Below are 26934 nucleotides of genomic sequence, written 5' to 3'. Positions count from 1 at the left end.
AAACCGGTGCCGTGGATTGCCGGCGCGGTTCCGGCCGTGTTGGCGGCCCATCCGTGCCGGCCCAGCGGCCCGGGCGGGCGAGAAATGGAAAGCGTGGCTCTATGGAACACCTCGAACGGGACCCTGCCGGAGGCCCGCGCAACGGCCGCGGCCATCGCGGCGACGACCTGCGCCGGCTGAACACCGCGGCCGTCATGAAGCACGTGTTCGGCCACCCCGGCCTGTCCCGCTCCGAGATCGCGGCCCAGCTGGGGCTCAGTGCCGCATCTGTCACCAACATCGCCTCGGCCCTGCTGGAGGCGGGGCTGCTGCTGGCCCTGCCCTCCTCCGCCGGCGGGCAGGGGCGCCCGCGGATCCCGCTGGAGATCAACGCCAAGAACCCCCTGGTGCTGGGCATCCACCTGGGCCCGCGGACCTCGGGGGTGGTGTTGATGGGGCTTGACGGCCTGGAGCAGGCCTCCGTGTTGGTGCCGCACGCCGGCAAGGGGGCCGGGGAGTCGATCGACCTGGTGGTTGCGGCGGCCGAGGTCCTGGTGGACGGCCACGCCCGCGGCAGGCAGCTGCTGGGGACCGGCATCGCCACCGGCGGCATCGTGGACAGGCCCGCCGGGGTGATCATCGACAACCCCGGGGCGGGCTGGCACGACGTGCACGTGATGGAGCTGCTGCGCGGCCGCCTGCCGGCCCCGGTCATCCTCGAGAACAACGCGCGTGCGGCGGCCCAGTCGGAGCTGCTGTACGGCCACGGGCGGCAGTCCAACGACTTCGTCCTGATGGTCATCACCGCCGACATCGGTTCGGTGATGGTCGACGACGGCCGGATCCGCGCGGGGTTCAGCCAGACGGCCGGGCAGATCGCGCACCTGCGCGTCAGCGACCGGCAGGTTCCGTGTCCCTGCGGCAAGACCGGGTGCCTGGCGGTGATGGGATCCGACGACGCGGTGACAGCGGAGGCCCGGCGCCGGGGCCTGGGGCAGGTGCAGCACATCGAACACGTACTGGAGCTGGCCCTGGCCGGAAACGAGGCGGCGATTTCCGTGCTTGAACAGCGCAACCGCTATGTGGGCCGGGCCGCGAGCCAGCTCATCGACATCCACGATCCGGAACTGCTGGTGGTCGCGGGAACCCCGGCCGAGACGCCGGCGGTCTTCGCCTCCCTGCTGGCCGAGGTGTCCCGCACCGCACACGCGGGGGCCGGTGCCGCGGGCCGGGTCGTGCTGTCCTCCGACCACGTTTTCTCCCTCTCGCTGTTTGCCGCCTCGACCATGGTCGATGCGATCCTCGCCGACCCCCTGGGGCATGCGGTTCCCGAGGTCCTGCCGGCGACCTAGCCGAATGCCGCCGAACCTCGCCGGCAGAGGCCGCACCGCGGGAAGCGCGGCCGGATTTGTTGACATGCGTCGCTTCGTCTGGTTTATTTTAGAGCGTGAAATAAGTGGTGAGGCTAATCACACCCTGTGGTTGCCTGGCCAACACCGTCGCGCACGGCGGAGTAACACGGGTCATTCGTACACGAGGAGCATCATGTCGAAGAAGAAGTTGATTGCCGTCGCAGCGGCGTCCGCAGCGTTCATGCTGGCGGCCAGCGGTTGTTCGGTCGGGGCGGAGGCCGGAGGGGCGGCCGGTGGCGAGAAGCGCCTCTCGTTCCAGCTGGCCGAGCCAACGTCGCTGGTCCCGCACGAGTCCCCGGGAAGCCAGGTCGCCATGGCGACCTGCGCGAACCTCATGGAGGTGAACGTCGAGACGCAGGAGCTGGAGCCGCTGGCCGCCAAGTCGGTCACGAGCGAGGATGCCACCACCTGGAACATCGAGCTGCAGGAGGGGTGGACCTTCCAGGACGGCTCGCCGGTGACCGCCGACTCGTTCGCCAAGGCCTGGGCCAAGACCGCCACGGGCTCGAACGCCTGGCAGGGCAACGGCAGCTTCGTTTCCTTCAAGGGGTACAAGGAACTGAACCCCACCGACGGCTCCAAGCCGACGACCAAGACGCTCTCGGGCGTGAAGGTCATCGATGGGAACAACCTCGAGGTCACCCTCAACGCGGCCAACGCGGACTTCCCGAAGGTGCTTTCCACCTCGCCGCTGTGCCCGCTTCCGGAGGCCGCCTTCAGCGACCCGAAGGCCTACGAGGAGAACCCGGTCTCCAACGGCCCGTACAAGTTCGTCTCCTGGAACCACAACCAGGAAGTCGTCCTGGAAAAGTGGGACGGCTTCAAGGGCGCAGCCGGCTTCTCCGGCGGGGCGGACAGGCTCGTCGGGCAGATCTACACCGCGGTGGATGCGGCGTACACCGACATGACCGCCAACAACCTGGACATGATCCGCAACGTGCCGGCGACCATGGTCTCCAAGGCCAAGAGCCAGCTCGGCGAGGAATCCCTCTACGAGGTCAAGACCGGTTCCAAGCAGTACACGCTGCAGATCCCCGAATACGTCAAGGGCCTGGAGGACCCGGACCTGCGCCGGGCCATCTCCATGTCGATCGACCGCGAGGCCATCGCCGCCTCGCTGCTGCAGGGCTACGCCGCCGCATCCGATTCCCTTGTCCCGCCGTCGCTGGATTCCTACAAGGCAGGCTCCTGCGAATCGTGCACCTTTGACGCCGCCGGCGCCAAGGACCTGCTGAAGAAGGCCGGCGGATTCGACGGCACCTTCATCATCGAGCACAACTCGACCTCCGACGCGCAGCTGGTCCAGGCCATCTCCAAGCAGATCCAGGACAACCTGGGCATCAAGGTCCAGCTCAAGCCGATGCTGGGCACCGAACTCGAGGCCCGCCGCAACAACCAGAAGCTTGAAGGCGCCGTCTTCGGCCTCTGGGGCTGGTCGTACAAGAGCTCGGACCAGTACCTGAGCCAGTACGAGACCGGGGGAGACGGCAACGTCACCACCGGCTACTCGAACGACGGCGTCGACAAGCTGCTGCGCGCGGCCCGCGGCGAACAGGACGAGGCCAAGGCCGCAACCCTGTACGCACAGGCGGAGGCCGTGGTCATGAAGGACATGCCCGCGATCCCGCTGTTCATCCCGACCGACTTCGGCCTGCACACCAAGTGCGCCGTGATGAACGACGCCCAGGGCGACCTGCAGTTCTACCGCGCCGGATACGGCTGCTGACCCAGGCACGACACTTGCACGGGTGCCGGAGCGCGCTGGCCGAACACCGGCACGCTCCGGCACCCGTGCGGATGCCGCCCCGCACCGGGCGGCGAAAGGAAGCAGTTGCATGCTTGGCTACACCATACGAAGAATCCTGCAGATGGTCCCGGTGGTCATCGGCGCCACCTTCATCATCTACGCACTCACGTTCCTGATGCCCGGGGACCCGGTGGCGGCGCTGACCGGTTCGCGTCCGCTGCCCGAATCGACCGTCGCGCAGATCCGGCTGGCCTACCACCTCGATGACCCGTTCCTGGTCCAGTACGGCAACTACATGCTGGGCCTGGTCCAGGGCAACTTCGGCATCGACTTCTTCGGCCGCCCCGTGCTGGGCCTGATCCTGGAACGGCTGCCGGTGACCTTTGCCCTGGCGATGACCGCCTGGGCGCTGAAAATGGTCATCGGGCTGGCGATCGGCGTCTACGGCGGACTGCGCAACGGACAGGCCGGGGACCACTTCGCCCTGGTCTTCACCGTGATCTTCCTGGGCATCCCCGGCTTCGTCATCGCGCTGGGCGCGCAGACGGTCTTCGGCGTCCAGCTGGGCTGGGTCGATCCGGCCGGCATCCGCGCCGGATGGCCGCTGGCCTTCATCCTTCCGGCCCTGGTCATGGCCATCGAGGCCTCCGCCGGGCTGGCGCGGCTGACCCGCACCTCCCTGGTGGACGTGCTGCGGGCCGAGTACCTGCGCACCGCACGGGCCAAGGGCCTCTCGCCGCGCCGGGTCATCTGGGGACACGCGCTGCGCAACGCGATGATCCCGGTGGTCACCTACCTGGGCCTGTCCCTGGCCGGCATGCTCGGCGGGGCGGTGATCATCGAGGCGATCTTCAACATCCCCGGCATCGGCGGCCTGATGGTCGCCGCCATCAACAACAAGGAGGGCACCGTCGTGGTGGGCATCGCCACGATGCTCGTGCTGGTCTACCTCCTTTTCAACCTGTTCGTGGACCTGCTCTACGGCATCATTGACCCGAGGGTGCGGATATGAGCCAGAACACCGAAACCAACCAGGCCACGGAGCCCGTCGCGGATCCGTTGGCCCCGACCAACCCGATCACCGCCCCGGCTGGAATAGGCGTCCCGGCGCCGGCCGCCGGCCTTGCCCGCCGCCGGCCGGCGACGAAGAGGAGCCGCGGGCCGGTGTGGCTCAAGCCGCGCTTCCTGATCTCGGGCTCGATCGTTGCGGTGATGCTGCTGATGGCAGCCTTCCCGCAGCTCTTTGCCGGGTTCGGCTCTGACCCCACGGCGAATTGCGACATCCTCAAGACCAACCAGCCGCCCAGCGCCGAGCACCTTTTCGGCGTCGACATCCAGGGCTGCGACTACTACACCAACGTGGTCTACGGGGCGCGGGCCTCGATCCTGGTGGGCATCGTGGTCACCGCGATCTCCTTCGTGATCTCCGCGATCCTCGGCTCGCTGGCCGGCTTCTTCGGCGGCTGGGTCGACACGATCATTTCCCGCGCCTGCGACATGGCCTTCGGCCTGCCGTTCATCCTGGCCGCAATTGTGGTGCTGCAGCTCTTTTCGCAGCGCACCGTCTGGACCGTGATCTTCGCCCTGGCGCTGTTCTCCTGGCCCGGCGGGGTGCGGTTCATGCGCTCCTCGGTGATGGAGGTGCGCAACCGCGAATACGTCCAGGCCTCCCGGCTGCTGGGTGCCTCGAACGGGCGGATCATCGCCAAGCACATCATCCCGAACTCGCTGACCCCGTTGCTGGTGCTCCAGACCCTGGGCATCGGCGGGGTGATCTCCGCCGAGGCCGGCCTGACCTTCATCGGCATCGGGCTCACCCCTCCCTCGGTGTCCTGGGGCCTGCAGCTTGCGGCGGCGCGCGAGTACATCTCCGCGGCCCCGCACCTGCTGGTCTTCCCGGCGATTTTCCTGACCATCACCGTGCTGGGTTTCGTGCTCTTTGGCGAGGCCATGCGCGATGAGTTCGATCCGAAAGGCAAGTAAGTGAGCACCACGAACCCGCAGAACCGCGCCGGGGAGCCGGCGGACGAGGTGTTGCTGCGCGTGCGGGACCTTGAGGTCGAATTCAACACCTCCAAGGGCGTCGCCACGGCAGTGAACGGCATGAACTTCGAGGTCAGGCGCGGGCAGGCGCTGGGCATCCTGGGCGAGTCCGGGTCGGGCAAGTCGGTCACCGCCCGGGCCATCATGGGCATCCTGGACATGCCCCCGGCGCACATCCCGCGCGGCGAGATCCTGCTGGAGGGCGAGGACCTGCTCACCATCACCCCCAGGCGCCACCGCCAACTGGTCGGTTCCCGGGTCTCGATGGTCTTCCAGGACGCGCTGACCGCGCTGAACCCGGTCCACCCGGTGGGCCGGCAGATCGGCGAGCTCTACCGCGTGCACCGCGGGTACTCCCGCCGGGACGCCAAGGCAGCGGCCATCAAGATGATGGACAAGGTGAGGATCCCCGCCGCGGCCTCGCGGGTGAACGACTACCCGCACCAGTTCTCCGGCGGCATGCGCCAGCGCATCGTCATCGCCATGGCGCTGGCCCTAGACCCGGTGCTGCTGATCGCCGACGAACCGACCACCGCGCTGGATGTCACCGTCCAGGCGCAGATCCTCGAGCTGCTCAAGGAACAGCAGGAGGAGCGGAACATGGGGCTGATCCTGATCACCCACGACATATCCGTGGTCAGGGAGGTCACCGACCAGGTCGCCGTCATGTATGCCGGCCGCATCGTGGAGCACGGTCCCACCGCCGAGGTGCTCTCGCGACCCGGCCACCCGTACTCCAGGGGCCTGGCCGCCTCGATCGCCGGGGAGGAGCTCAAGGGCCACCGGCTGCCGGCGATCCCCGGCACGCCGCCTGACCTGTTGAACCTGCCCGTCGGCTGCAGCTTTGCCAACCGCTGCCCCTTCGGCACCGCGGAATGCCTCACGGCCATCCCCGCACTGGAATCAATCGACGAGGCACGGCACAGCGCCTGCTTCCAGACCCGGGAGGTCCTGGCCCATGCCCACGCCTAGCACCAGTACGCAGATCGCGGCGGGAACCGGGACGATGCCGGCGGGCGCCCCGCTGATGGAAATGCGCGCGGTGAAGCAGCACTATGCGGTGCACCGCCACCTGCCGATCGGCCCGCGCAAGTTCGTCAAGGCCCTGGACGGTGTGGACCTTTCGGTGAACGCGGGGGAGACCCTGGGCGTGATCGGGGAGTCCGGCTGCGGCAAGTCCACCTTGGCCAGGGTGATGGCCGGGCTGGAGAAGCCGACGGAGGGCCGGGTGTATTTCCGCGGCCAGGACATCAACGACCTGCGGGGAGATGAGAAGCGCGAAATGCGCCGCAACATCCAGCTGATCTTCCAGGACCCGTACTCCTCGCTGAACCCGCGCATGACGGTGGAAGAGCTGGTCGCAGAACCCTTCGAGATCCACCCGGAGGTGGCCCCGAAGGCCGGACGCCGGGCGAAGATCAAGGAGCTGCTGGAACTGGTGGGGCTGAACCCGAACCACGCGGACCGGTACCCGCACAACTTCTCCGGCGGGCAGCAGCAACGCATCGGCATCGCCCGCGGCATCGCGCTGAACCCCCAGATGCTCATCTGCGACGAGCCGGTATCCGCGCTGGATGTCTCGGTGCGCGCCCAGGTGGTGAACCTGCTCGATGACCTGCAGGGGGAACTGGGCCTGAGCTACCTGTTCATCGCCCACGACCTGCAGATCGTGCGGCACATCGCGGACCGGGTGGCCACCATGTACCTGGGACGCGTGGTCGAGCTGGGCAGCTATGCAGATGTCTACGATCGCACCGGGCAGCCCTACACCCGGGCCCTGCTGTCGGCCGCCCCCGAGCTGCGCAAGAACGACGGCACCGACAGGGAGCGGATCGTGCTGCAGGGGGACCCGCCCTCGCCCATCGACCCGCCGGCGGGCTGCAGGTTCCACACCCGCTGCCCCATGGCCCAGGCGATCTGTGCGCAGCGGGAACCGGAGCTCATCCGGATCAGCGACACCCACGTCTCCCGGTGCCACTTCGCGCTGGATGTCTCAGCCGGCTAGCGCCACCCCCGCCCCGGGTCTTCCGCGCCTCCCAACGCGGAAGAACCGCAAGCCCCCCCAACCGCCCCGGCCGCGTGTCCACCACGACGTGCCGCCGCAGGCGCCCAAATGTTTTAGTCACTAAGGAGTAATTTCGTGGATCTCAAAGTAGGTGTCGTCGGCTTCGGCCTGCGCTCCGGCCTGTACAAGCACGCCCACCGCCCCGGCCAGGGCTCGGTGGTGGCCATGGTGTGCGACACCTCCGAGCGCGGCCGCGCCGACGCCGCGGCCAAGCTGCCCGGGGCCATCATCACCGCGGACCTGGACGAGTTGCTGGGGGCGGGCCTGGACGCGGTGCTGGTGCTGACCCCCGACAACCAGCACGCGCTCGTCGCCCGGCGCACCCTGGAGGCGGGCATCCCGACGTTCTGCGAAAAGCCGCTGGATGTCACCCTGGAGGCCGTCGACGGCCTGCTGGAAACTGCCTTCCGCACCGGAACCCGGCTCTACGTCGGGCACAACATGCGCCACATGCCGGTGATCCGCCAGATGCGCGGGATCATCGAATCCGGTGCCATCGGCACGGTCAAGGCCGTGTGGTGCCGCCACTTCGTGGGCAACGGCGGGGACTACTACTTCAAGGACTGGCACGCCGAGCGCAGGAACACCACGAGCCTGCTGCTGCAAAAGGGCGCCCACGACATCGACGTGATCCACTGGCTGGCCGGCGGCTACACCGAGTCGGTCTCCGCGGTCGGCGACCTGGCCGTCTATGGTGACGTCGCCTCGCGCCGGGACAACACCGACCGGCGCATGGGGGACTGGTTCTCGCTGGAGAACTGGCCGCCGGCGGCCCAGCGGGACCTGAACCCGGTCATCGACGTGGAAGACATTTCCATGATGCAGATGCGGCTGGACAACGGCGTGCTGGCCTCCTACCAGCAGTGCCACTTCACTCCCGACTACTGGCGGAACTACACCGTCATCGGCACCGCCGGGCGCCTGGAAAACTTTGGCGACGACGCCGGCGACACCATCAAGGTGTGGAACACCCGCAGCCAGGACGGCTACGTGGCGGCGGACCTCGAGGTGGAGATCGAGGCTGCGGACGGCGGGCACGGCGGCGCGGATCCGCGCCTGATCGCCGAGTTCCTGCGCTTCGCCGCGCAGGGCGGGCCGACCGAGACCTCGCCGGTTGCGGCCCGTGCCGCAGTTGCCGCCGGCGTGCTGGCCACCGAGTCGCTGCGCACCGACGGATCGGCCAGGCAGGTCCCGGCGCTCAGCGGGGAAGTGCTGGCGTACTTCGCCGCCAACCAGGAACGCGTGAACGCGTAGCCCTGCCGGCGGCAGGAAAGGCACACCTCGGCCGGGGGATTCCGCGGAGGTGCGCCTTCCCTGTGCCGGTGCTGCCGGCTACCCGTGTTCGCCGCTGAGCCCGGCCATGGCCTCGCCCATGGCGGCCGCCACCAGCTGCACGCTGCGCCGGTGCATCGATTCTGGCCGCGCCAGCAGGTCGATGCGCCGCCGGTTGGCGATGCCCTCCAGCGGCCGGAGCACCACGGAGGTGCCCAGCGCCGATCCGGCGGTGTAGCGCGGGATGACACCCAGCACATCCCCGGAGGCAACCAGTGCGGCCACGGTGGCGTAGTCGTTGATGCGGTGGATGACCCGCGGCGCATCCCCGGACACCGCGCTGATGGCCTTGAGCACGTCTGCGGGGGAGTAGCCCTCGCGGCTGACCACCCAGCGCTCGCCGGCCAGGTCCCCCGGGCGCAGTGCCGCCCGGGAGGCGAGCCGGTGGTGGGAGGGCAGCGCGATGTCCAGCGGTTCGTGCGCAAGGGCGGAAACCACCACCTTGTCCGCCGGCCAGGGCGGGGAGTAGTCCATGCGGTGGGCCAGCACCAGGTCGTAGCGGGCTGTCAGCGCCGGGAAGTCCTGCTGGGCGACGTCCTCGTCGAAGAACTGCGGCACCGGGGCCCCGGGGGCATCGAGCTTGGCCAGCAGCGGGCCGAAGAGTGCCTGCCCCACGGAGTGGAACCCTGCCACGGTCACCGGAGCGGCGGGGCTCTCCTGGAACTCGCCGATCGCCGCGCGGGCGGCGGCCAGCGAGGAAATCACCGAGGCCCCGGCGGCGGCCAGCACCTCCCCGGCCTCGGTGAGCACCAGGTTCCGTCCCTCCTTGCGGGTCAGCGGCACGTGGATGTTGCGCTGCAGCAGGGCCAGCTGCTGCGAGACCGCCGAGGGGGTGACATAGAGGGCGCTGGCCACGGCCTTGACCGAGCCGAGGTCGCCGAGTTCGCGCAGGATCTGCAGCTGGTGGACTTCCATGTAGTCAATCCTAAATCGTTGATTGAGAAACCTGCGTATCTTCTAAGGTATCCACCGCGGGTGCGAGATGCCAGACTGGAGTCGACTCGTCCATGAACGCGCTCGGACCGGCGCAAGTGAGGAAACACCGATGAAGGCACTGTACAAGTCCGGACCCCACGCCGGATTCGAGCTCGTGGACCGCCCCGAACCCGCCACCGGGTTCCACGACGTGAAGATCCGCGTGATGACGGCCGGCATCTGCGGCACCGACCTGCACATCCAGGCCTACGACGACGCCGCCAAGGCCATGATCAAGGCGCCGATGATCCCGGGCCACGAATTCTACGGCGAGGTCGTGGAGGTCGGGTCCGACGTCCACACCGTGAAGGTCGGGGACCGGGTCTCCGGCGAGGGCCACGTGGTCTGCGGCATGTGCCGCAACTGCCGCGCCGGACGCCGCCAGATGTGCATCAACACCGTCTCGGTGGGCGTGCAGCGCGACGGCGCCTTCGCCGAATTCGTCGTCATCCCCGAGGCCAACGTCTGGGTGCACCGCGACCCCTCGATCACCCCGGAGCTCGGGGCGATCTTCGACCCGTTCGGCAATGCAGTGCACACCGCGCTGTCCTTCCCGCTGGTCGGCGAGGACGTGCTGATCACCGGTGCCGGGCCCATCGGGCTGATGGCCGTCGCCGTTGCCCGCCACGCGGGCGCACGCAAGATCGCCATCACCGACGTGTCGCCCGAGCGCCTGGAACTGGCCCGCGGCATGGGCGTGGACCTGGCGATCGACGTCTCCAAGACCCGCATCAAGGACGCCCAGCGCGAGCTCGGGATGGTCGAGGGCTTCGACTTCGGCATGGAAATGTCGGGCCACCCCACGGCCCTGCCGGAGATGATCGAGAACATGAACCACGGCGGGCACATCTCCATGCTGGGCCTGCCCTCCAGCTCCATCGACATCGACTGGGGCAAGGTCGTCACCCACATGCTCACGCTCAAGGGCATCTACGGCCGCGAGATGTTCGAGACCTGGTACGCCATGAGCGCGATGCTCACCTCCAACCCGGTGCTGCGTGAGCGCATCTCCTCGGTGGTCACCGACTACCTGCCGGCCACCGAATGGGAAAAGGGCTTCGAGGCCGCCCGCTCCGGCCACGGCGGCAAGGTCGTCCTCGACTGGACCGTCTTCTAAACTCTCCCCAAGCCTCTTCCACCTTCCGACGCGACTTCCAGGAGAAGCACATGTACACCACCATGAAAGACGAGCTGGCAGCCGAACTGGCGCAGCTGCGCACCGACGGCCTGTTCAAGTCCGAACGCCACATCGACTCCGCCCAGTCCGCCCGCATCTCCGCCGGCGAGCTCGGCTCCGCGGCCAGGCCGGTCGTGAACTTCTGCGCCAACAACTACCTGGGCCTGGCCGACGACGAGCGCATCATCACCGCCGCCAAGGACGCCATGGATTCCCGCGGCTTCGGCATGGCCTCGGTCCGCTTCATCTGCGGCACCCAGGACCTGCACCTGGAACTGGAGGCAGCGGTCTCCCAGTTCCTGGGCACCGAGGACACCATCCTGTTCTCCAGCTGCTTCGACGCCAACGGGGGCGTCTTCGAGTCGCTCTTCGGCGCGGGCGACGCCATCATCTCCGACGCGCTGAACCACGCCTCGATCATCGACGGCATCCGCCTGTCCAAGGCGGCGCGCTTCCGCTATGCGAACCAGGACATGGCGGACCTGGAAACCCAGCTGCAGGCAGCCGCCGCAATGAACGACGGCAAGGGCGCCCGCCGCACCATCATCGTCACCGACGGCGTCTTCTCCATGGACGGCTACCTGGCGCCGCTGGCGGAGATCTGCGACCTGGCCGACAAGTACGACGCCCTGGTCATGGTCGATGACTCCCACGCCGTGGGCTTCATGGGCGCCACCGGCGCCGGCACCCCCGAGCACGCGGGCGTCTCGGACCGCGTGGACATCTACACCGGCACCTTCGGCAAGGCCCTGGGCGGGGCCTCGGGCGGCTACGTCTCGGGCCGCGGGGAGATCGTGGCGATGCTGCGTCAGAAGGCGCGCCCCTACCTGTTCTCCAACTCGCTGGCCCCTGCCATCGTCGCGGCAACCCTCAAGGCGCTGGAACTGGTCGAGGGCTCGGGCGAGCTGCGCGAGAAGCTCTTCGCCAACGCCGCGCTCTTCCGCCGCCGCATGACCGAGGAAGGCTTCGAGCTGCTCGAGGGCGAGCACGCCATCATCCCGGTGATGTTCGGCGATGCCGTCAAGGCCGCGGAGGTTGCCGGCAAGATGCTGGACCACGGCGTCTTCGTCACCGCCTTCAGCTTCCCGGTGGTGCCCAAGGGCGCCGCGCGCATCCGCGTCCAGCTTTCGGCGGCCCACTCGGCCGAGGACATCGAGACCTGCGTGCAGGCGTTCGTCGCCAGCCGCTAGAGGCAAAGCAAAGGATCGCCTGCACTCCCTTATTGGGGGAGTGCAGGCGATCCTTTTGTTTGCGGGCCATGGCAGTCCCGGGCGATGCCTCGGGTGCCTCGCCGCCGACGGCTTCCAGGCGCGACCCGCGTTAGTGCAGGTGGCTGCCGCCATTGATGTCCAGGGTTCCTCCCGTGAGGTAGGAAGCATCCTCGCTGGAGAGGAAGGTGATGACCGCTGCGACCTCCTCGGTGGTGGCGGTGCGCCCCAGCGGGATGTCACGAGCGATGGCGGCCTCGGTCTCGGGCGTCGAACCGACCCGGATGTTGGTGTCGACGGCGCCCGGTGTGACCGCGTTGACCGTCACTCCGCTGTCCTCGAGTTCGCGGGCCAACGCCTTGGTGAACCCGAGGATCGCCGCCTTGGCCGCGGAGTAGGGGACCTTGCCGAAAACGCCGCCACCGCGCTGTGCCGAAACGGAGGACATGTTCACGATGCGTCCCCATCCGTTCTCAAGCATGTCCGGAAGAAACGCCTTGGTGGCGAGGTAGGTCCCGGTGGCGTTGACGGCCATGACCTTGTCCCAGAGTTCGCGCGTGGTCTCCAGGAAGGGAACGGGGGACGTGATTCCGGCGATGTTGGCAAGTGCTCCCACCGGTGGCAGGTTGCCTGAAGCCACCTCTTCGCGCACCGCGTGATATGCAGCCGCCACGGAGGCCTCGTCCGCCACGTCAACGGCGTAGCCGAACGCTGCCACATCGTGTGTGGATCCGATTTCAGCGGCGACCTTTGCGGACTTTTCGCCATCCAGGTCGAGAACGACAACGGCCCAGCCGAGGCGGGCGTACCGATCGGCGACGGCCATGCCGATGCCCTGGGGCGATGCGGCGCCGGTGATGACAGCGGTGCGGGGTGTATTGCTCATGGTGCGCTCCTTCGTGGGCCGCGGCGGTGCCGCCTCTGGCCAGATGTTCCGATGTGACTGCCAACACCATATTCCCGTTGACTGTCAACAGTCAACCATAAAAATGAGTCAACGGTTGACTGTTGACAATGGCCGGTGGCGTGCATCACAGTAGAGGGCGTAACCTGTTGACTGTTGACACTGGTGGTCCCAAAGGCGGAACCGCCGGTTTGTCCGAAAGGTAAAGACATGACGAACCAAAACCTTGCGATGCGTGGGCACGTCCACGGCACCAAGGACGCCAAGCGCGTCGCCGTTGGCTCAAGCGTCGGGGCAGTGATCGAGACCTATGACTTCATCGGCTTCGGCACCGCTGCCGCGCTCTATTTCGGAACGGCGTTCTTCCCCGGAGCCGATTCGGTGACCGGGACGCTGGCCGCCTTTGCCACCTTGGGGGTGGGCTTCGCTGCCCGCCCGCTGGGGGGAATTCTCGGCGGACACCTCGGCGACAAGATGGGCCGCAAGCCCGTGCTCGTCGCCTCGCTGATCCTCATGGGTCTGGCAACGTTCGTCATCGGGTTGCTGCCGACCTACGAACAAGTTGGCATCGTGGCCCCCGTGTTGCTGGTGTTGGTGCGAATCATCCAGGGCCTGGCCTTCGGTGCCGAGTGGGGCGGGGCGATCCTGATGAGCTACGAGCATGCCCCGTGGAAAAAGAAGGGCAAATACACCGGAATCGTCCAGGCCGGCTTCCCGATCGGCCTGTTGCTGGCCAACGTGGTGTTCCTCTACAGCGTCAACCTCGGCGGAGACTGGGCCTGGCGCGTCCCCTTCCTGGCCAGCATCGTGCTGGTTGCCGTCGGGCTGGTCATCCGCTCGAAGGTCCCGGAATCCCCGGTGTTCGACGAGGTCAAGAGCTCGGGTCAGATCGTCCGAAACCCAATCGCCAAGGTCATCCGCGAGGACTGGCGCAACATCGTGCGCGGCATTGGCCTGCGCATTGCCGAGACGGCAGGCTACGCCGTGTCGATCACCTACATGATTTCCTACCTCCACACCAGCGAGCTGGCCGACAAATCCCAGACCCTGGTCGCCCTGTGTGTCGCCTCCGCCATCGGCATCTTTGCCACGATGGCGTGGGGTTCCCTGACGGACAAGATCGGCCGCCGGCCAGCCTACATTGCTTCGACTGCCTTCGCAGTGCTTTTTGGAATTCCGATGTTCCTCCTTGTGAACACCGGCTTGTTCGTCTTGATTGTTGCGACCGTCGTGATTTCCTACGCCGTTTGCCAGAATTCGCTGGCCGGGGCGCAGGGTGCCTGGTTCCCCGAGCTCTTCCAAGCGAATACGCGCTCCTCCGGGGCTTCACTTGCCTACCAGATCTCGGCGATGGTTTCCGGCTTCACACCCTTCGTCACCACCCTGCTGTTCATCAGCTTCGGCTGGATGGGTCCGGCACTGCTTTTCAGCTTCTACGGAGCCATAGGACTGTGGGCGGCACTCGCCACCCGCGAGACCTGGGGCCCGGCCGAGCGCAAGTTCGCCACCGAAGCCGAGAATTCGCCCGCGGCCAACAACGTGCACGCATGAACCGGGGCACTCCAGCAACCAAAGGACCAGCAACGATGACCACCACAACACTCACCGCCACCGCGGGGACCGGCGCGGCCGAGCGCCACCGCATGGTCGAGGACTTCGCCTACCGGATGCGGCACCACGCCCTCAACATGGGGGAAGTGCAGGGGCAGGGATACGTCGGTCAGGCCCTGGGCGCCGCCGACATGTTCGCCGCGGTCTATGCCGACCAGCTTGTCTACCGGCCCGAGGACCCTGACTGGGACGGGCGCGACCGGTTCCTGCTGTCCACCGGGCACTACGCCATCGGACACTACGCGGCCCTGGCGCAGGCCGGCATCGTCCCGATCGAGGAACTCGAGACGTACGGATCGGACGACTCGCGGCTACCCATGTCGGGGATGGCCACCTACACCCCGGGCATGGAGATCTCCGGGGGATCGCTCGGACACGGGCTGCCGATCGCCATCGGCACGGCATTGGGCCTGCGGCACCAGGGATCCACATCCCGGGTCATCAACTTCATGTCCGACGGCGAGCTCGACGAGGGGTCCACCTGGGAGGCCGCCATGGGCGCCCACCACCACGGACTGGGGAACCTCACCGTCTTGGTGGACATCAATGCGCTCCAGGCCGACGGCAAGACCGACACCGTCCTGCGAACCGAACCGGTGGCCGACAAGTGGGCCGCCAACGGCTGGCACGTCCAGCGCGTGGACGGCAACGATGTCGGCCAGCTCCTGGCGGCATTCGACGCCGTCGCGAAAGAGGCAGAACCCGACGCCCGGCCATCGGTCATCCTGTGCGACACCCGCGTTGGCCGCGGCGTCCCGCTGCTGGAGGAACGGGAAAAGGCGCACTTCATGCGCATCGACGAACATGAATGGAAAATCTGCCGCGAGCAACTCACCGCGGGACACGAAGGAGCAACCAAATGACCACGACCCCCGTGAAGGCCCGTCTGAAAACATCGGCCATGATTGCTTCCTTTGCAGACCCCGGCCAGAAAACTGCGCCCGCCCCATTCGGGCATGCCCTGGTGAGGGCGGCAGAGGAAAACCCGGCGATCGTCGGACTCACGGCCGACCTGGGCAAGTACACCGACATGCACATCTTCGCCAAGGCATTTCCCGAGCGGTTCTTCCAGATGGGCATGGCCGAACAGCTTCTCCTGGGCGCGGCCGCCGGCATGGCCCAGACCGGCCTCGTGCCGTTCGCCTCCACCTATTCGGTTTTTGCCGCCCGTCGCGCCTACGACTTCCTTTGTCTGGACGCCGCCGAGCCGAACCTCAATGTCAACGTGGTCGGCGGCCTGCCCGGTCTCACCACCGGCTACGGTCCCAGCCACCAGGCCACCGAGGACATGGCGATCTTCCGCGGCATGCCCAACCTGACCATCGTTGACCCGTGCGACTCCCTGGACATTGAACAGGCCGTGCCGCAGCTCGCGGCGAGTGGCGGTCCCACCTACCTGCGGCTGCTGCGAGGCAACGTGCCGACGGTTCTTGACGAATACGACTACACCTTTGAACTGGGCAAGGCGAAGGTCCTGCGCGGCGGTGCCGACGTCGTCTTCGTCTCCAGCGGATTGATGACCATGAGGGCGCTGGCTGCCGCCAAGGAACTGGCAAAGCACCACGTCGATGTCGCGGTCGTCCACGCCCCGACGATCAAGCCGTTCGACAGCGAAACCGTGTTGCGCGAACTGAACACCGACAGGCTGGCGGTGACCTTGGAGAACCATTCGGTCGTCGGCGGGTTGTTCGAAACCGTGGCCTCCGCGGTGGTGCACTCGGGCATCAACAAGCGCGTGGTTCCCATCGCCCTGCCGGACGAATTCCTGCATGCCGGCGCCCTGCCCACGCTGCATGAGCGCTATGGACTTTCGGTTGCGCGGATCGTGGAGAAGGTCTTGGGCGAACTCTAGGCAGGGCTCCGGGCCCCTCATGCCGCGGATGACGCATGAGGGGCTAGGATCGGAGGATAACGTGTAGATGTTGACCGTTGACAAGACCAGAGGAAGCAGGAAACCATGGGCGTGGAAGCAGTGTCCTTGCTGGGGCTCGAAAAGACCAGCCTGAGGCAGCAGGCGCTCACTGCCCTGCGCCGGGCGATCACCACCGGGGAGATCCCACCGGGCAAGCACCTGGTGGAAACCGAGCTCTCCGAGATGCTCAACATCAGCCGGGGCACGCTGCGAGAGGCGTTGCGTCAGCTCCAGCAGGAAGGCCTGGTCTCCGCCGGGGCGCGGGGCAGGCTCTCCGTGCGAAACCTCGACGCCAAGGAGATCCGGGACATCTTCGCCGTGCGGGCGGCACTGGAGACCCTCGCCGCACAGCAGCTTTGCACCCTTGAAGACCGGAGCGACGCAGTCGCGCAGTTGCAGGCCTCGCTGAAGCACATGGGGGCCGAAGCCGGACACGGGATAGAGCGCGGGATCGAAGCCGACCTCGAATTCCATCGTGTCCTGTGCCGGCTCACAGGCAACGAGCCCCTGTTGCACTCATGGGAACAACTCGAGGGCAGCATCCGTATGTCGATCATGTGGGGCGGCACCGAGCGCGGCATCAAGAACATGAACGTGAAGCGGCATGCAGAGATTGTCGATGCCATAGCCTCAGCCGACGCCGGGCTTGCGGCCACGGTCATCAAGGAGCACATGGACTCCGCTGCCAATGTGCTGGTCACGACCTAGGAACGCAGCACGTTGCGAAACCGGATCAGTCCCCACGTGGACGGGAACAGGTCCGACACGACATTGGTTGGTCGGGAAAGGCGGCGTCCAACGGGATCATCCCGGTGGACGCCGCCTTATCCCGTGGTCGGCCTAGGCATGGTTCCCGGCGCTTGTCCTAACCGGGCCCCGGGCGTCACCCGATGGCGCGGTCAAACTGGATGTAGTCGAGGGAAACGTAATCCGGTGCCGTGAAGTGCAGGCTGAAGCGGTGGGTTCCGCGTTCAAGGTAGCGCTGGTCCCATTCCTGGCGTTCGAAGTTCCGGTTGTGCGTCGTGTTCTTGATGGCGACCGGTTCCTCCCGGGAGGATCCCCAGTCCAGCGCGACGGTGCCGGCGGGTTCGACGTCGGAGGAAACGCGTCCTGAAACGGTGTAGAGGCCCGGCGTGGTGATGTCGACTTCGTAGGTCAACCATTCGCCGTCGCGGATGTACTGGAGGATGTTGGCGCCATCCAAGTTGCAGGCGTCGACGCTCTCGGTCGGGCGCAGGGTCCGCTCGAGGCACTTGTTCTCGTCGGTTTCGCCGTAGTTGTCGGCTCCGCTGAGGAAGTCCTCGGCCTGGACGCGGACGGTGTTGGTCCCCGGCTGCCGGTCCCACAGCTTGAGGGCTCCGCCATCGCGCCAGTAGTCGAGGGTCTCCACGTTGTCCGTCTGGATCATCGTGGCGCGGTAGTTGGTGACGAGGTTGTCCCAGCCGAGCGCGGGATCCTGCCGGAGTGCGGCTTCGTCGGTGTTCCCCGCCGCCAGCGAGTTCCACATGGAGTTGACCCACACGCGGCTCTGGCCGGCCAGCTTTTCCAGGTAGGCGGGCTGGGCCTGGGCATCGGAGACGGAATCGAAGACGACCTCCACCGCCACGGGCTGCCGGCCTTCGAAGGCGAAGGCTTGCCCGGCCGTGGCGTCGTTCACGATGTGCATGTACTGGATCCTGCCGTCGCGGGCCATGAATTCCTCGGCTGCGTCGACGGTGGGGCTGCCCTTGAAGATGCCGTGGTCAACGGTCCCGGTCGCCTCGAGGACCGGCAGGATCTGTTCGCGGTAGTCCCAGCCCTTGTCCAGGTTCACCATGGCCCGGTTCTTCACCACGGCCATGGCCTCCTCGAGGGTCGGCACGGTGTGGCTGGTGACGGCGGCCGCCTTGCTGCCCAGGCCCTCGCGCAGGTGCAACTGCTTGATCTCGGCCAGGGTCATTTCGTCCACGCGGCCCTTGCCGTCCGTGGTGCGCTCCACGGTCGTGTCATGCATCAGGACCGGCACGCCGTCGCTGGTCAGGCGTACGTCGATCTCCACGATCTCGGCCCCGTCCTGGATGGCCAGGTCGATGGCTGCGAGGGAATTCTCCGGGGCTTCGCGCCACTGGCCACGGTGGGCGGCCACCAGCAGCTTGGCGGACGGCGAATGGTTCGCCAGTTCGTTCTTGATTTGCCCGAAGGACAGGTTGGTGTCCGATCCCGCGCCGGGGGAGGATGCTGCAAGAGCCGGTGCGGCGAGGCCCAACCCGAGGGGCGCCAACAAGAGGCAAGCGGTTGCGGTCAGAGTGCGGTGATTCATCGGAATCGCTCCTATGAGGTGCGGAGCGGAGAGAAGTCGATCCCAGCCTAGCGACAGGTGACGGAGGCAATAGTCCTTTCGGCACGCTGTTCATTTCCGGTTCACCCAATATTGACCGCCCGGTTGAACACTGCCTGCACACTGGGTAATGAACGCGCGTTCATTCGGATGCATCCCACAAATAGTATGGTGCGGAGAAAAGTCAGCTCATGAATGATCGCGCGTTCATTCCAACTGTGCATACATCCATCGAGCCCAAGAAGTCGGAGCAACCCCATGAATGTTCGACCATTCACCAAACACCGCATCCTCACCGCGGCGTCCGCCCTGGTCGCCGGATCGATCCTGCTGACCGCCTGCGCCCCGGGGTCCGACTCGGCCTCGGCGGGGGAAAACAGTGACACCCTGGTGGTCTACAGCAACTCCGTCTCAGACGGACGCGGCGACTGGCTGAAGGCCCGGGCCGCCGAGGCCGGCTTCGACGTGGAGCTGGTCGACCTCGGCGGCGGCGATGTCATGAACCGACTCAGCGCCGAGAAGAACAACCCGATCGCCGACGTGACCTTCGGGATGAACAACGTGTACTTCGAGAAGCTCAAGGCCCAGGACGTGCTCGAGCCCTACACCCCGGCCTGGTCCGGCGAGGTCGACGCCGCGATGGGCGATGAAGAGGGCAAGACGTTCTGGCCGATCGTCCGCGAGCCGATCATGCTGGTCGTCAACGATGCCGCGTACAAGCCGGCCGACGCACCGAAGGACTGGACCGAGCTCTGGACCAAGGACGAGTTCAAGGGCCGCTACGAGGTGCCGCTGGCTTCGACAGGAGCAACCACGCAGATGGTCTACGCCGGCATCCTGGCCCGCTACGCCGATCCGAAGGGCGAGCTCGGCATCAGCCAGGAGGGCTGGGACCAGATGGCTGCCTACTTCGAACACGGCAACACCGCGGTCAAGGGCGAGGACCTGTACGCACGGATGAAGGCCGGCACGGTCGACGCCGGCCAGATGTGGCTGGCTGGCAAGAACAGCCGCGAGGCCGAGTACGGCCTCAAGACCACGGCAGTCCAGCCGGAAATCGGCGTGCCGTTCTCCGTCCAGCATGTGGCAATGGTCAAGGGCACCGACCAGGCCGCTGAAGCGCAGGACTTCATCGACTGGTTCGGCAGCGCCAAGGTCCAGACAGACTGGTCCAACGAGTTCTTCACCGCGCCGACCAACACCAAGGCCGTCGCGAACGCGGACCAGCAGGCCATCGCCCAGACCGACGCCTTCACCCCGCAGGACATCGACTGGGCGCTGGTTGCCGAAAACATCGACGCCTGGGTCGAAAAGATCGAACTCGAGTACCGGAAGTAGGAAGGTCCCGCAATCGGGGTGCCCGGGGGAACCCCGGGCACTTCAGAGGACAGGGCAAACGCCATGATCACCTATGAAAACATCGACGTCGTTTTCGACGATTTCCACGCGCTTCCCGAATTCAACCTGAAAATCGAGGAAGGCGAGTTCTTCACCCTCCTCGGCCCCTCCGGCTGCGGCAAGTCCACCGCCCTGCGCACCCTGGCCGGGTTCATCGACCCCACCGCGGGAGATGTCCACATCGACGGCAAGCGCGTCACCCACCTGCCCAGCCAGCGCCGCCAGATCGGCATGGTCTTCCAGAACTATGCGCTGTTCCCCACCATGACGGTCCGCGAGAACATCGGCTTCGGCCTGAAGGTTTCGGGTGTGTCCAAGGCAGAGACCGCGCGGCGCGTGGACGAGATCGCCGCGTCGGTGGATCTGGACGGCAATCAGCTGGGCAAGGGCGTGACCGAACTGTCCGGCGGCCAGCAGCAGCGCGTCGCCATCGCCCGCGCCCTGGTGCTGCGGCCCAAGATCCTGCTGCTCGACGAGCCGCTGTCCAACCTGGATGCCAAGCTGCGCCACCAGTTGCGCGGCCAGCTGAAGGAGTTGCAGGAGCAGTTCGGCATCACCACCGTCTACGTCACCCACGACCAGGACGAGGCGCTGACCATGAGCACGCGGATCGCCGTGATGAACAAGGGCCGGATCGAGCAGGTGGGAACCCCGCAGGAGGTCTACATGCGCTCGGCCACCGAGTTTGTCTGCAACTTCATCGGCGACGTGAACCGGCTTGCCGCCGGAACCGTTGCCGCCCTCGCCGGCCACGCGCGCGAGAATGCAGAAGCGGGCGCACTTGACGCCCGCTCGCCGTCGTACCTCCGCGTGGAGAAGGTGGGGCTGCACACCCCGGACGACGTCGTCCGTGGGAACGGCACGCGGCTCATGCTGCCGGGCACCGTGCTCTCGCGCCAGTACCACGGGGTCTACAGCAGCTACCGGGTCCAGTTGGCAGGACGCGACCAGGGAGTGGTCAAGGGCATGCTCCAAGAAACCGGGCACCCCGGCTTCGCGGCGGGCGACCCGGTTCTCGTGGGCATCGATCCGGCGGACGTGCTGCAGTACGGGGATGCGGGGGCCGAAACCGAAGAGGCCGCGGCGCAACGGACAGCGAGCGCGCCATTGGTCGCGGAGGCTTCCCGATGAGCACCTCGGTGCGCAAGATGTTGCGCTCCCCGCTGTTCATCGTGGTGGCCGCCGTGCTGCTGTGGTTCTCGGCGGCCTTCCTGGTGTGGCCGAACCTGCGGCTGCTGGGCGAGGTCTTCGCACCGGACGGGAAGCCGAGCTTCCGCGCCCTCGAGAGGCTGGGTTCCTCGCAGCGTGCCATGGACTCGCTGCGCAACAGCTTCGTCCTGGCCATGGTGCTGTCGGTGACGGTCAACCTGGTCGGCGTCTTCATCGTGCTGGCCACCCGGTACTTCGACATCAGGGGAGCCCGCTTCCTCTACCTGGGCTATGCGACCACGCTCATCTACGGCGGCATCGTCCAGGTTGCAGGCTACAAGATCATCTACGGCGAGCAGGGCTTCGTGACCAACCTGCTGGCCGGCGCATTCCCGGAAATGGACCGGGCCTGGTTCACCGGCATGGCGGCCGTGGTGTTCGTGATGACCGTCGCCGGCACCGGCAACCACCTGCTGTTCATGACCAATGCGCTGGCACGCGTCGACTTCCAGACGATCGAGGCGGCCAGGATGATGGGCGCCTCCACGTGGCGGGTGCTGCTCACCATCGTGCTGCCGACCATCCGCCCGATGCTCTACGCCATCACCATCCTGACCTTCCTGGGCGGGCTCGGCGCGCTGGCCGCGCCGCAGGTGCTGGGCGGCACCGAATTCCAGACCATCACGCCGATGATCCTGACCTTCGCCAACTCCCCGTCCTCGCGCGACCTGGCAGCCACGCTGGCCATCGTGCTCGGGATCTCCACCATTCTCCTGCTGGGCATCCTGAACCGGATGGAAAGGGGCGGCACCTACTTCGCCGTCTCCAAGGTCCCGGCGGCGCTGAAGAAGCAGCGGATCGAAAACCGGTGGGCCAACGCCGCGGTCCACGCGGCCGCCTACCTGCTGCTGGCCGTGTACGTGCTGCCCCCGCTGCTGATCGTGGTCTTCTCCTTCACCAGCGCCTCGGCGATCAGCTCCGGGACCCTGTCGTGGGAGAGCTTCACGCTGGCGAACTACGAATTGGTGTTCACCGACTACCAGGCGTTCTGGCCCTTCCTGGTCTCGATCGGCTACGGCGCCTTCGCCTCGCTCACGGTGGTCGCCGGCATGCTCTTCGTCGCACGCCTGCTGCAGAAGTACCGCAACAAGGTGAGCGCCGCCATCGAATTCGTGCTGCACATCCCGTGGATCCTTCCCTCGACGCTGATTGCCCTGGGGCTGGTCATCGCCTACGACCACGCCAGCTGGATCATGGGCAACGTGGTGCTGACCGGCACCGTGGCGCTGCTGGGCATCACCTACGTGATCCTGAAGATCCCGTTCACCCTGCGCATGCTCAAGGCGGCGTTCACCGGGGTCCCCGACCAGCTCGAGGAGGCCGCGGCGATCCTCGGCGCCGGACCGCTGACCACCTTCCGCCTGGTGCTGCTGCCCGTGGTCGCGCCGACCGCGGCGGCCATCGCCGCGCTCAACTTCAACAGCCTGCTCGACGACTACGACACCGCGGTGTTCGTCTCCCACCCGCTGTACCAGCCGCTGGGCATCGTCATCAAGAACGCCACCGCGGAGGACACGCTCAACGACGGCACCGCGCTGACCTTCGTCTACACCGTGCTGCTGATGCTGATCACCGCGACCACCATGTGGCTGGTCTACGGCCGGCCCTCCGCCGGAGGCCGCAGGAAACGGGCGATGGCCGCGCCGCCGGCGGACTCCACGGCCGAACCCGCAAATCCACGAAACCAGAGGAACTGACATGTTTGGACAGGGCACCTACGCAGCGATCAACGAACCGCTCAATTCGGCCTTCGCCCGGGGTGGTCCGCTGGTTGCCGTGCACCGCGGCACCGGGCTGGGCAGCATCGCGGAGAACACGGGTCCGGCCGTCGCCGCGGCCCTGGCCCAGGGGGCGGACATGGTGGAGATCGACGTGGTGGAATCCACCGACGGGGACTTCTTCCTGTTCCACGACGGCTACGAGGCGATGCACTTCGGCATTGCCGAGAACATCCGCACGCTGTCCACGGCGCAGATCCTGGAGCTTGCCTACAAGTGGTGCTCGCACCCCGGGGAGCCCCTGCGGGTGGCCGGGGTGGAGGAAGTGCTCCGCGCCCACCCGCGGACGCTGTTCAACGTGGACCGCTCCTGGGGTTCCTGGCCGCGGTTGCTGCCGTTCCTGGACCGGCTGCCGGAACCGGGCAGGTTGCTGTTCAAGTCGCCCGTGGAGGCGGAACTGCTGGACACGCTCGCCGCGCACCCCGTGAAGTACCCCTACGCGCCGATCGTCAGGTCACACAGCGAGGTGCTCCAGGTGCTGGCGACCGAAGGCATCAACACCGTCGGCATGGAGTTGATCGCCCCGGACCCCGACCACGAGTTCGCCGAGCCCGGCTACATCCACTGGCTGCACGGACGGGGACTCTTCGCCCTGCTGAACGCGATCAACCTGAGCAACCGGGTCCCGCTCTTCGCCGGCTTCGATGACGAGACCTCCGTGCTGGGAGCCCCGGACGAGGGCTGGGGCCGGCTGATGTCCCTTGGCGCGGACGTGATCCAGACCGACTGGCCGTCCCTGCTGGTTCCCTACCGCGACCGGCGCCGGGAGCAATCGGCCCGGAACGCCGGGGGAATGGCCGTAGGATGAGGATTGGACCTAGTGAAGCAGCGGAAAGGGAGCTGAGCATGCCCGGTTTGCCCAAGGCCCCGATGACCGGGCAATCCCGTTCCCGCCCGGTCCCGGAGGTTCCGCGCGAGGGCCTGAAGGTCCGGATGGAAGACGTGGCGCGGGCCGCCAATGTCTCGCGTGCGACCGTCTCCCGGGTGCTGGTGGGCTACCCGCCGGTTTCCCCCCAAACGCGCGAGCAGGTCTTCAAGGCGGTGCGCGAGCTGGGGTACGTGCCCAACGCCATGGCGCAGGGGCTTTCCAAGCGCAAGTCCGACCTGGTCGGACTGCTGCTGCGGGACCCCCGGAATCCGGCGTATGGACAGCTGCACTCCCTGGTGCAGGAAGCGGTGAGCAACCACGGGCTGGAACTCATCACCGCCGTGCCGCACTGGCAGGAAGGCGCCGAAGACGAACTCGCCGCCCTGCGCCGCATGCTCGGCCTGCGCGTCGGCGGGCTGCTGGTCTCCACCGGCGTGATCAAGGCCGTCGACCTGGAGCCCTTCCTGGACAGCGTGCCGGTGGTGTCGGTGGGCCGGGTCGAGGAGCACCCCCGGATCCACGGGGTGTCCTACGACGAGGACGTCCACGGCGCGACGCTGGCCAACCGGGTCGCCTCCGCCGGCCACCGGTCCGTGGCAGTGTTGGTTCCCTCCGCCCGGGTCTCCACCGCGGAGAACCGCCGCGGCAGCTCCATGGCCGTCCATCTGGAGGGCCGCGGCATCACGGTCCACCGGATCGTGAGCGACGCCTTTGGCCGGCCGGAGGCGGGCATCGGCCGCATCCTGGAACTGGCACGCGAGGGGGCGGCAACCGCCGCGATGTTCCCGAACGACAACCGCGCGATGATCTTCCTGCGTGCGGCCAAGGCGGTCGGGCTGGATGCCCCCGGAGACATTTCGGTCACCGGGTGCGACGGCATCATCCCGGGCCTTGACCTGATCGGGTTGACCACCCTGCGCATCCCGGTGGAACGGGTGGCCCAACGCGGTGTCGAGGTCCTGGAAGGCCTGATGGGCGCCCGGGCCGGGACCGAGGTCCGCCACGAAAAGTTCGCCGGCGAGTTCGTGCCCGGAACAACGCTGGGCCCCGTCGCGTAGGCGAAACCGGATCGGCACGGAAATTCAGGTCCTTGCAGATTCCGGGGCGGACGACGGAGGCACCTGCATTGACAAGCCAATCCAGGTGCCTCGCTCATTCCTCGTCCGGGGCCGGCCCCGGTGGGTCATCGAACCGAGTTGCGGCGAGAAGCCAGGCTTTCTGCCGTGCCGATCAGGAGGACCGCGGCGACGACGGCGACAATGAATCCGATGACATTGAGCTCAAAGATGTTGCCGGTGCCCAGCAGGTTGGCAACCACCCCGCCGATGACGGACCCGGCAAGTCCCAGCAGCAGGGTGACGAGCAGGCTCAGGTTCTGCTTGCCGGGCTTGATGAGCCGTGCAAGGGCCCCGATGACGAGTCCTGCGACGATGAATCCGATCATGTTTCCGGCCTTTTCTCTAGGTTGTGGGTGCAGCACGGTGGCGGCTTCACCACTTTCGACCCTAGGGCATGCCTCGACTCCGCGCGGCCAACCATGCGGGAGGAACGACGGAGTAATTCCGACGGGTGCATCAATGGCGGGAAATGACAAGGACCTGTTCCCCGGCCGGAAGGGCTGCCGACGCGAAAACACGGCATGAATGGTCTGCGGTTCCGTGAATACCCGATGGTAGGGTCCCAATCAACAAACGGTGTAGCAACGGAAGGCGACTCTCATGGACGGCACAAACCCGGATCTCCCCACCCCTGCGGTGGACATGAACACGTGGAGGTCCCCGGAGAACCTGCGTTGGTCCTTCCAGCACATGGCCGACATCCTGCCCACCGCGAAAATCTCCCGGGGGAGTGGCCCGGTGGCGCCGCTTCCGGCAGCACACCGCGACCTGGATTCGGTCACGCTGCCCCCGGCCTACGCCGGGGAGCTGCCCATGAGCGTCGGCTCGGTGATGGCCACGACTGACACCGACGGGTGGATGCTCCTGCACCGCGGGCAGGTGCTCACCGAGCAGTACTTCGGCGAGATGGCGACGCCGACCCAGCACCTGTTGATGTCGATGAGCAAGTCATTGGTGGGCGCGGTGGCGGGCGCGCTGTGCGACGCAGGAAAGCTTGACCCTGAGGGGCAGCTGACCGACTACCTGCCGGAACTGGCCGAAACCGGATACGCCGGCGCGACGGTGCGCCAGCTTTTGGACATGCGCTCCGGCATTGACTACTCCGAGAACTACCTGGACCCGGCCGCCGGGGTGCGGAAAATGGAGGAGGCCATTGGCTGGGCCGCCTCCAAGGCTCCCGGACCCACCGGCATGTACCCGTTCCTGCGGACCCTGGAGCGCAAGACCGCCCACGGCGGCGTCTTCGAGTACCGTTCCTGCGAGACCGACATGCTGGGATGGATCTGCGAGGTCGCTTCGGGCGCCACCATGGACGTGCTGCTGTCGGACCTGGTGTGGGGCAAGATCGGAGCGGAATCGGACGCCGCCATGGGTGTCGACCAGTTCGGCACCGGGGTCTTCGACGGCGGAATCAACGCAACGCTGCGCGACATGGCCCGCTTCGGTTCGCTGTTCCTCAATGACGGTCTTTCCCTGACCGGTGAACGGGTGCTCTCCAGCGAGTGGATCGAGCAGACCCTGGCCGGTGCCCCGGATTCCCGCGATGCCTTCGCCGACAGCCCGGGGGACAACATGATGCCCGGCGGGATGTACCGGAACCAGATGTGGTTCCCCTACGAGGGCAACGACGTGGTGCTGTGCCTGGGCATCCACGGGCAGATGGTCTACATCAACCGCACCGCCGAGGTGGTGGCGGTCAAGCTGTCCACCTGGCCGACGCCGCAGGATCCCGCCAGGCTCTTTCCCGTCCTGCGCGCCTTCGACGCGATTTCCGCCGCGCTGGTGGTGGAGGTCGAGACCGCGTCCGCCCCGGTGCTTCAGGAACCCGAGCCGGTTTCGTAGCCGGACCGGGAAAGCGCCGTCACCAGGGTTCCGAAGGCA

General features: G+C 67.0%; 23 protein-coding genes. 19 read left to right on the top strand and 4 right to left on the bottom strand.

Translation table 11 applies throughout. From position 1 onward, the window contains the following. The first annotated feature begins 101 nt into the window (after nt 1-101). From KRR55_RS14140 to KRR55_RS14110, 7 genes are all read left to right on the top strand, one after another. Entirely contained in the window at nt 102-1331 is a 1230-nt protein-coding gene (locus KRR55_RS14140; RefSeq protein ID WP_217389741.1) for an ROK family protein, read from the top strand. 193 nt (nt 1332-1524) lie between these two features. Then, the gene (locus KRR55_RS14135; protein ID WP_217389740.1) at nt 1525-3117 is read left to right on the top strand and encodes a peptide ABC transporter substrate-binding protein; all 1593 of its coding nucleotides are present in this window, start codon (nt 1525-1527) and stop codon (nt 3115-3117) included. Nucleotides 3118-3226: 109 nt separating this feature from the next. Next, on the top strand, nt 3227-4150 hold the full coding sequence (locus tag KRR55_RS14130) for an ABC transporter permease (protein WP_217389739.1): 924 nt from the start codon (nt 3227-3229) through the stop codon (nt 4148-4150). Then, nucleotides 4147-5121 carry an ABC transporter permease gene (locus KRR55_RS14125; protein WP_217389738.1) on the top strand — a complete coding sequence of 325 codons (975 nt, stop codon included), beginning with the start codon at nt 4147-4149 and terminating at the stop codon, nt 5119-5121. Before KRR55_RS14130 ends, KRR55_RS14125 begins: the two co-directional genes overlap by 4 nt. Then, nucleotides 5122-6153, top strand: coding sequence for an ABC transporter ATP-binding protein (locus tag KRR55_RS14120; RefSeq protein WP_336245125.1), 1032 nt, complete (start codon nt 5122-5124; stop codon nt 6151-6153). It abuts the gene before it with no gap. Further along, complete coding sequence (locus KRR55_RS14115; protein WP_336245124.1) at nt 6140-7186, top strand: ABC transporter ATP-binding protein; 1047 nt, start codon at nt 6140-6142, stop codon at nt 7184-7186. The genes KRR55_RS14120 and KRR55_RS14115 overlap by 14 nt, the downstream gene beginning before the upstream one ends. Before the next feature lie 135 nt (nt 7187-7321). After that, nucleotides 7322-8500 carry a Gfo/Idh/MocA family protein gene (locus tag KRR55_RS14110; protein WP_217389737.1) on the top strand — a complete coding sequence of 393 codons (1179 nt, stop codon included), beginning with the start codon at nt 7322-7324 and terminating at the stop codon, nt 8498-8500. Nucleotides 8501-8578: 78 nt separating this feature from the next. Here the strand turns inward: KRR55_RS14110 and KRR55_RS14105 are convergent, their stop codons facing one another. Further along, a complete protein-coding gene (locus tag KRR55_RS14105; RefSeq protein ID WP_217389736.1) occupies nt 8579-9493 on the bottom strand; it encodes a LysR family transcriptional regulator in 915 nt (304 codons plus the stop codon). 130 nt (nt 9494-9623) lie between these two features. Between KRR55_RS14105 and tdh the strand changes: the two genes are divergently transcribed. Then, a complete protein-coding gene (tdh, locus tag KRR55_RS14100) occupies nt 9624-10670 on the top strand; it encodes an L-threonine 3-dehydrogenase (RefSeq protein WP_217389735.1) in 1047 nt (348 codons plus the stop codon). Between the two features lie 50 nt (nt 10671-10720). After that, nucleotides 10721-11920 (top strand): glycine C-acetyltransferase, encoded by a 1200-nt coding sequence (locus tag KRR55_RS14095; RefSeq protein ID WP_217389734.1) that lies wholly within the window; start codon nt 10721-10723, stop codon nt 11918-11920. Between the two features lie 130 nt (nt 11921-12050). Here KRR55_RS14095 and KRR55_RS14090 read toward each other — a convergent pair whose 3' ends face one another. Beyond that, nucleotides 12051-12824 (bottom strand): SDR family NAD(P)-dependent oxidoreductase, encoded by a 774-nt coding sequence (locus tag KRR55_RS14090; protein WP_217389733.1) that lies wholly within the window; start codon nt 12822-12824, stop codon nt 12051-12053. A gap of 228 nt (nt 12825-13052) precedes the next feature. Here KRR55_RS14090 and KRR55_RS14085 point away from each other — a divergent pair, with 228 nt between their 5' ends. The 4 genes from KRR55_RS14085 (at nt 13053) to KRR55_RS14070 (ending at nt 17073) form a co-directional block, all read left to right on the top strand. Then, entirely contained in the window at nt 13053-14393 is a 1341-nt protein-coding gene (locus tag KRR55_RS14085) for an MFS transporter (RefSeq protein WP_217389732.1), read from the top strand. A gap of 92 nt (nt 14394-14485) precedes the next feature. After that, a complete protein-coding gene (locus tag KRR55_RS14080) occupies nt 14486-15316 on the top strand; it encodes a transketolase (protein WP_254456236.1) in 831 nt (276 codons plus the stop codon). After that, on the top strand, nt 15313-16305 hold the full coding sequence (locus tag KRR55_RS14075; RefSeq protein ID WP_217389730.1) for a transketolase family protein: 993 nt from the start codon (nt 15313-15315) through the stop codon (nt 16303-16305). The genes KRR55_RS14080 and KRR55_RS14075 overlap by 4 nt, the downstream gene beginning before the upstream one ends. Before the next feature lie 105 nt (nt 16306-16410). After that, on the top strand, nt 16411-17073 hold the full coding sequence (locus tag KRR55_RS14070; protein ID WP_217389729.1) for a GntR family transcriptional regulator: 663 nt from the start codon (nt 16411-16413) through the stop codon (nt 17071-17073). Between the two features lie 175 nt (nt 17074-17248). Here KRR55_RS14070 and KRR55_RS14065 read toward each other — a convergent pair whose 3' ends face one another. Next, on the bottom strand, nt 17249-18664 hold the full coding sequence (locus KRR55_RS14065; RefSeq protein WP_217389728.1) for a glycerophosphodiester phosphodiesterase family protein: 1416 nt from the start codon (nt 18662-18664) through the stop codon (nt 17249-17251). 276 nt (nt 18665-18940) lie between these two features. On the opposite strand from KRR55_RS14065, the gene KRR55_RS14060 reads away from it, so the two are divergent. The 5 genes from KRR55_RS14060 (at nt 18941) to KRR55_RS14040 (ending at nt 24993) form a co-directional block, all read left to right on the top strand. After that, on the top strand, nt 18941-20020 hold the full coding sequence (locus tag KRR55_RS14060) for an extracellular solute-binding protein (RefSeq protein WP_217389727.1): 1080 nt from the start codon (nt 18941-18943) through the stop codon (nt 20018-20020). A 63-nt stretch (nt 20021-20083) separates the two neighbouring features. Continuing rightward, the gene (locus KRR55_RS14055; protein ID WP_217389726.1) at nt 20084-21211 is read left to right on the top strand and encodes an ABC transporter ATP-binding protein; all 1128 of its coding nucleotides are present in this window, start codon (nt 20084-20086) and stop codon (nt 21209-21211) included. Then, complete coding sequence (locus tag KRR55_RS14050) at nt 21208-22986, top strand: ABC transporter permease (RefSeq protein WP_217389725.1); 1779 nt, start codon at nt 21208-21210, stop codon at nt 22984-22986. The genes KRR55_RS14055 and KRR55_RS14050 overlap by 4 nt, the downstream gene beginning before the upstream one ends. Before the next feature lies 1 nt (nt 22987). Further along, nucleotides 22988-23875, top strand: a complete 888-nt coding sequence (locus tag KRR55_RS14045; protein WP_217389724.1) for a glycerophosphodiester phosphodiesterase family protein — start codon at nt 22988-22990, stop codon at nt 23873-23875. A 38-nt stretch (nt 23876-23913) separates the two neighbouring features. Continuing rightward, nucleotides 23914-24993, top strand: coding sequence for a LacI family DNA-binding transcriptional regulator (locus KRR55_RS14040; RefSeq protein ID WP_217389723.1), 1080 nt, complete (start codon nt 23914-23916; stop codon nt 24991-24993). A gap of 125 nt (nt 24994-25118) precedes the next feature. Here KRR55_RS14040 and KRR55_RS14035 read toward each other — a convergent pair whose 3' ends face one another. Then, entirely contained in the window at nt 25119-25379 is a 261-nt protein-coding gene (locus tag KRR55_RS14035) for a GlsB/YeaQ/YmgE family stress response membrane protein (protein WP_217389722.1), read from the bottom strand. Between the two features lie 274 nt (nt 25380-25653). On the opposite strand from KRR55_RS14035, the gene KRR55_RS14030 reads away from it, so the two are divergent. After that, complete coding sequence (locus KRR55_RS14030) at nt 25654-26895, top strand: serine hydrolase domain-containing protein (protein WP_217389721.1); 1242 nt, start codon at nt 25654-25656, stop codon at nt 26893-26895. Nucleotides 26896-26934 lie beyond the last annotated feature (39 nt).

The sequence above is a fragment of the Paeniglutamicibacter quisquiliarum genome (assembly GCF_019084045.1).
Classification (GTDB): Bacteria; Actinomycetota; Actinomycetes; order Actinomycetales; family Micrococcaceae; genus Paeniglutamicibacter; species Paeniglutamicibacter quisquiliarum.
This window is presented reverse-complemented; position numbering and strand designations above follow the sequence as displayed.